Source organism: Bifidobacterium olomucense (assembly GCF_012932375.1).
In the GTDB taxonomy this organism is placed as follows: Bacteria; Actinomycetota; Actinomycetes; order Actinomycetales; family Bifidobacteriaceae; genus Bifidobacterium; species Bifidobacterium olomucense.
Genome location: NZ_JAAIIG010000028.1, coordinates 1 through 4310 on the forward strand (window position 1 = coordinate 1; position 4310 = coordinate 4310).

Annotated in this window: 8 protein-coding genes and 1 pseudogene; 1 reads left to right on the forward strand and 8 read right to left on the reverse strand. The window is 61.8% G+C overall.

All coding sequences use genetic code 11. From position 1 onward, the window contains the following. The 5 genes from G1C97_RS11865 to G1C97_RS11885 all read right to left on the reverse strand — a co-directional run. Positions 1-253, reverse strand: a 253-nt coding sequence (locus G1C97_RS11865; RefSeq protein ID WP_169241931.1) for a hypothetical protein, incomplete at its 3' end; no start/stop codon positions are given. Positions 254-287: 34 nt separating this feature from the next. Next, complete coding sequence (locus tag G1C97_RS11870; RefSeq protein WP_169241932.1) at positions 288-686, reverse strand: hypothetical protein; 399 nt, start codon at positions 684-686, stop codon at positions 288-290. A 22-nt stretch (positions 687-708) separates the two neighbouring features. Beyond that, a complete protein-coding gene (locus G1C97_RS11875; protein ID WP_169241933.1) occupies positions 709-1149 on the reverse strand; it encodes a hypothetical protein in 441 nt (146 codons plus the stop codon). A gap of 51 nt (positions 1150-1200) precedes the next feature. Then, the gene (locus tag G1C97_RS11880) at positions 1201-1740 is read right to left on the reverse strand and encodes a hypothetical protein (RefSeq protein ID WP_169241934.1); all 540 of its coding nucleotides are present in this window, start codon (positions 1738-1740) and stop codon (positions 1201-1203) included. Between the two features lie 22 nt (positions 1741-1762). After that, positions 1763-2269: a hypothetical protein gene (locus G1C97_RS11885; protein WP_169241935.1), complete on the reverse strand. Its 507-nt coding sequence runs from the start codon at positions 2267-2269 to the stop codon at positions 1763-1765. Positions 2270-2621: 352 nt separating this feature from the next. Here G1C97_RS11885 and G1C97_RS11890 point away from each other — a divergent pair, with 352 nt between their 5' ends. Next, on the forward strand, positions 2622-2780 hold the full coding sequence (locus G1C97_RS11890; protein WP_169241936.1) for a hypothetical protein: 159 nt from the start codon (positions 2622-2624) through the stop codon (positions 2778-2780). Positions 2781-2897: 117 nt separating this feature from the next. Here G1C97_RS11890 and G1C97_RS11895 read toward each other — a convergent pair whose 3' ends face one another. From G1C97_RS11895 to G1C97_RS11905, 3 genes and pseudogenes are all read right to left on the reverse strand, one after another. After that, positions 2898-3062, reverse strand: a complete 165-nt coding sequence (locus tag G1C97_RS11895; protein ID WP_169241937.1) for a hypothetical protein — start codon at positions 3060-3062, stop codon at positions 2898-2900. Continuing rightward, entirely contained in the window at positions 3059-3619 is a 561-nt protein-coding gene (locus G1C97_RS11900) for a hypothetical protein (protein ID WP_169241938.1), read from the reverse strand. Before G1C97_RS11900 ends, G1C97_RS11895 begins: the two co-directional genes overlap by 4 nt. 15 nt (positions 3620-3634) lie before the next feature. After that, a pseudogene (locus G1C97_RS11905) lies at positions 3635-4310 on the reverse strand (hypothetical protein); the annotation flags it as partial.

Consider the following 4310-nt stretch of genomic DNA (forward strand, 5'->3'; position numbering starts at 1 on the left):
TGCCGCCGAGCTGGTGGTAGGCGTCGTAGATGGTCTGGGCGCGGGCCTTGGTCTCGTTGTCCGCCGTGGCCCCGCCGGCGACGAGTTCGCGCTGCTGGCGTTCGAGCTCGCACAGGAGCAGGACGCGCACGCCGTCGCGCATGGGGTTGTGCGCGTCGATCTTGTCGAGCAGCCACGGCACGAGGGCCCCGAAGCCGCCGCTGCCGATGACGGCGGCGAGCAGCATCGCCCATGTAGGGATCGTTTGGGTCATCTAGGTCATTCCTTCTTTCCTTTCAGACGGTTGATCATTTGAGTGGCATTGTGGTGCCGTCCCAGTAGGGGGCGTCGTCGCCGGTGATCCGTTTGGCCTGCTCCCAGTCGTCCTGAGTGCATACGAGCAGCCGGTCGATGCGTATCCCGTTGTCCACGTTCAAAAACTGGATGGTGAGCGTCGTGCCGGTCGTCATGCTCTGCATGCGTTGCGCGCTGTAGCCGGCACCATAGGGAGCGCCATACCAGACGCTCTCCAAGTCGCCGGTGAAGTTCAACCGCACGTTCGGCGTGACGCCGGCGGGTACGATCACCTGCACGGCGACCATGAGCATGACGCCCTTGGGGACGGTCACGTTCACGGTCGGACTGCCCTGGTAGCCGTTGCCGCCCCAACGCGGGTTCGTCGCATAATTCACACAGCCCGTATTCATCGGCGGTCACCGCCGATCACACTCAGTTCAACGGCATCATGCTTCCGTCGAACCAAGGCCAGTCGAGGCCGGCGTCGAGCAGGGCCAGATACTCGTTGGTCGTGTACTGTCCGACCGCGATGAGCGTCACCGGCTCCCCTTGATAGTCGGCCAGCCAGAACGCGTGGTCGCCTATCGTCGTGACCCTGAAGGCCGCCGCGGCCGTGCCGAACTTGGCGATGCGCTGCGCGTTCTGGATTTTCAACGGTTCCACGCCCGATTTCGAGCTGACCATGACCGTTATCGTGCGGCCTATCGGCACGGATGAGGGAATCACGCCGGTTATCGCGCTCGTCCCGCTCGCTGGCGGCGTGTACACGAACTTGCCTTTCAGACTCGTGCTCGAAGAGACGGTGGCGTTGTACACCCCATACCGTTTCAAACAGTTCGGGTCGGTCTGCTGGTTGACGATCTGCCCGATCATGCGACCACCACCCAGTCAGAGCGATGAACGCAAGCAAGAGGATGAGGGAGTTTAAGCCTCCCCCCCCCTTAATGGCATGAGGCTGCCGGCTAGCGGCGCTCCGGGCGCATACCGTTGGAGCGTCTCATAGTCGGCTCGCGTGCCGAGGTAGATGCTCCATATGTAGATGCGTTGGCCGGCCTTGGCCGGGCCTCGGAACACGATCTGTGGGGTCTTGCCGCCACTGGGGAGCGTGATATCGCCGCTTACGCCGGACGAGGTCAAGGAGCCCCTTGAACGCCAGTCCGTTTCGGGGCCGGCCCACACATTCACCCAGCTGCCGTAGAGCGGTTTGGATGTCGTGTTGTCGCCCACCGCCATGTTGGCGGCGAGGACGAGCGGCGTATTGCGTGGCACGTCAGGGCATTCCATGCCGCACCAGCTGTCTCCGTCCGCGATGGTCTCCACGCAGAAGCCGGGGAAATCGCTCGGCGGCGCGTAATGGGACACGATGTTCAGGATGTTGCAGTTGCTGACGCCGCCGTGGCCGCTCAGGTAGTTGCCCATGTCCACGCACATGGGGTTCGGATTGAAATTGTGCAGGAGTGTCATGCCGCCACCCCCAGACCGAAGGCTAGGGAAGCGGCATGATGTTCCCGGAGAGCACACGGTTGGTGGGCTTGTTCGCCTGCCACCAGTCCCAATCCGATTTCGTCATGAGCATAGGCATGTCGAACACCGTGCCCAGGCCGGAGGCCAACGGCCCGTTGAACACGAACTGGATGCCGGCTCGTTCCCCAGGGGTGGTGAATTCCACCCTCGACACGTTGGAGCCGGACGACGTGGGCTTGCCCAGATTGGCCAGCATGGTCCAACTGCCATAGCCCACGACGCACATGCAGCCGTTGCGCAACTGCGAGGCAGGCACCGGCGAATAGTAGGCGATCGAGAACACCATGCTCGTATCCGTCGGCAGGTCTAGCAGGGTGACGCTCACCTGCGCGCCGGTCGCATCCGTCGAGATGACCTTCAACTGCTGGTTCTCCGCTCGCACCGTGGCATGCGAATTCTGGTTCACGCCCGGCAGCAGGCCGTTCGCGTCGAACAAGGGGTTCGGGAAATACTGGGTGATGAGCGTCATACCGCCAGCCCCCATTCATGGAGGCGGACAGCAGCAGAATCAGCAGGGCGAGCAGAGCGGCGTTTAGCCCAGCCCCCCCCCCAATGCTTTTCATGGTGTCACCGTCGAACCAGTCGAGACCGGCGGCTTGCATACGCTGATAGTCGTCGTAGGTGCCGAAAAACGCTCGTGCCCATGTCGCTTTCCCGGACTTGGGAGCGTACAGGCGTAGCGTGACGTTCGACGCCGAATCCTGTACGTCGAGGATGTGGCGTCGGCCAGCGCCTCCAGTCCTGTCATAGAAGACGTTCCCGTTGGACGTATGGGCGAGCAGATAACCGTTGACGTAGGCCTCGCCGGTGAACTCCTGTAGATGGCAGGTGAACCGGTATTTCACGTTCGGCTGCTTGCTGACGGTGAAATCGATGTGGTTGTCATCACCGGTACCGGTCGTAATGAGCGTAACCCCATCGCTGTTGTAGGCGAGCTTGACGCCCGCCTGTTCGTTGGGTTTCTTGCCTTCTCCCAGTAGTCTCGGGTTCGACATGAGATTCTGGATCAGCATGCCAACTCCTTTCACTTGTTTCGGATATGAAAAAAGCCACCCCCGTGTGGGAGTGGCTTATGGAAATGATTGAGAGCGAATGGGTTATTTGGTTTTCGCTTCGAGCTCCTTCAACCGGCGTTGCAATGTGAGCACCTGCGATTGGCTGATTGCAAGCTGGCGGGTCAGGCTCGCGACGGACGCGGTGAGGTTGTCGAGCACGTCGTTCACGTCCGCCTGCACCAGATTCGATGGTTCCTGTTCCTTCATTGGTTCCTCCTGTCTGTGATTCTCGGTGTGATGTCGTTCAGGAATTGTTCGCGCAGGGCGCTGATCTGCGGGGAGTGCGCTTTGAGCAAGGATTCCAATCCCGTGACGTCAGGTGACGTGGCTGGGATGGTTTCGTCCGCTTCGGCTATCGTTTCGTCGTCGAGTGCGAGGCTCACGGCCTCCACGGCCTCCGACTCGTATCCGTCCGACACGGTTTCCGGCAGGCCCAACAGGCGTCGTGTCTCCGCGCGCCCGTCCGAGGCCAGAGCCCCATTCGCTTTGAACGCGCGATGCAAGCCGGCTGCCCTGACCTGATTCAGGTCGTTCAGCCGGTCGTGCTCCAACTGTTCATAAGCGGAAGTCCAAGCGTTGCGGCCAGTGTCCGGGTCGATGACGCCCGGATCCCTGGCCTTCATGATCAGCTCGACCGTCTCCACGTCGGATGCGGCTCCCAGCAGTTCACGCCACGCGGCCAAAGCGTCCAACGGGATCGCATGGGTGCTGCATCCCATGTCGTCACGGATGATGAGCATGCCGTCGCTGATCTCCATCGCCATGTGCGGTCTCCTTCCTTATTCGGTGAGCCATGCGATCACGTTGCAGTAGATGTCGCCCGTGTAGGCGCTGCCGCCGGCGTTGAAGCCGATGACACCGACGCTGGACGCGTTGCCGGTCTTGTTGACATGGATGCTGATCGACCCGAAGTCCACGTCCGCGTTCGCGACCGCATAGTATTTCCCGTATTTCGCAGGGGGGAACGTGAAGGAGGATTGGAGGAGGTTGCCGTTCGGCCCGAGGGTGCCGCCGCTTACGATTTTCCAATGGGTTGATTGGAACGTGCCCCGTCCGGTGACGCGGCCGAGGTAGCCGCCCAAATGAAGGTAGCCTTTGCCGATGTTGGCTTGGACTCCCACCCAGCCGTCGGCGTTCTGGCTGTACAGGTTCGTGTAGTTCTGGCTGACGTTCGCGTACACGCCGCCGATGCGGCTGTTGGGGGCCGTCACGCACATTTCGGCCGTCGTGTCGGCACCGTAGGGGACGAGCAGTCTGAGATAGGAGCTCCACTCGCGTGAGCTCATGTTCGGATTGGAATGGTCGTAGTCCGCCGACGCGGTGAAATAGACCACGGATCGTTCGCGTTTCTGACTGTCGCGGCGCATGCCGAGACGTCCGAACGCGCCGTACCCCTTGTTGTCCCCGTCCGCGCCGTTGTCCCTGCGGCCCCCGTTGAACGTGAGCGCGGACACC

What these genes read in the sequence shown, in the direction of transcription:
- G1C97_RS11870 (WP_169241932.1), bottom strand. Translation starts at nt 686, where the DNA reads ATGAATACGGGCTGTGTGAATTATGCGACGAACCCGCGTTGGGGCGGC.
- G1C97_RS11895 (WP_169241937.1), bottom strand. Translation starts at nt 3,062, where the DNA reads ATGAAGGAACAGGAACCATCGAATCTGGTGCAGGCGGACGTGAACGAC.
- G1C97_RS11885 (WP_169241935.1), bottom strand. Translation starts at nt 2,269, where the DNA reads ATGACGCTCATCACCCAGTATTTCCCGAACCCCTTGTTCGACGCGAAC.
- G1C97_RS11880 (WP_169241934.1), bottom strand. Translation starts at nt 1,740, where the DNA reads ATGACACTCCTGCACAATTTCAATCCGAACCCCATGTGCGTGGACATG.
- G1C97_RS11900 (WP_169241938.1), bottom strand. Translation starts at nt 3,619, where the DNA reads ATGGCGATGGAGATCAGCGACGGCATGCTCATCATCCGTGACGACATG.
- G1C97_RS11875 (WP_169241933.1), bottom strand. Translation starts at nt 1,149, where the DNA reads ATGATCGGGCAGATCGTCAACCAGCAGACCGACCCGAACTGTTTGAAA.
- G1C97_RS11890 (WP_169241936.1), top strand. Translation starts at nt 2,622, where the DNA reads ATGGCAGGTGAACCGGTATTTCACGTTCGGCTGCTTGCTGACGGTGAA.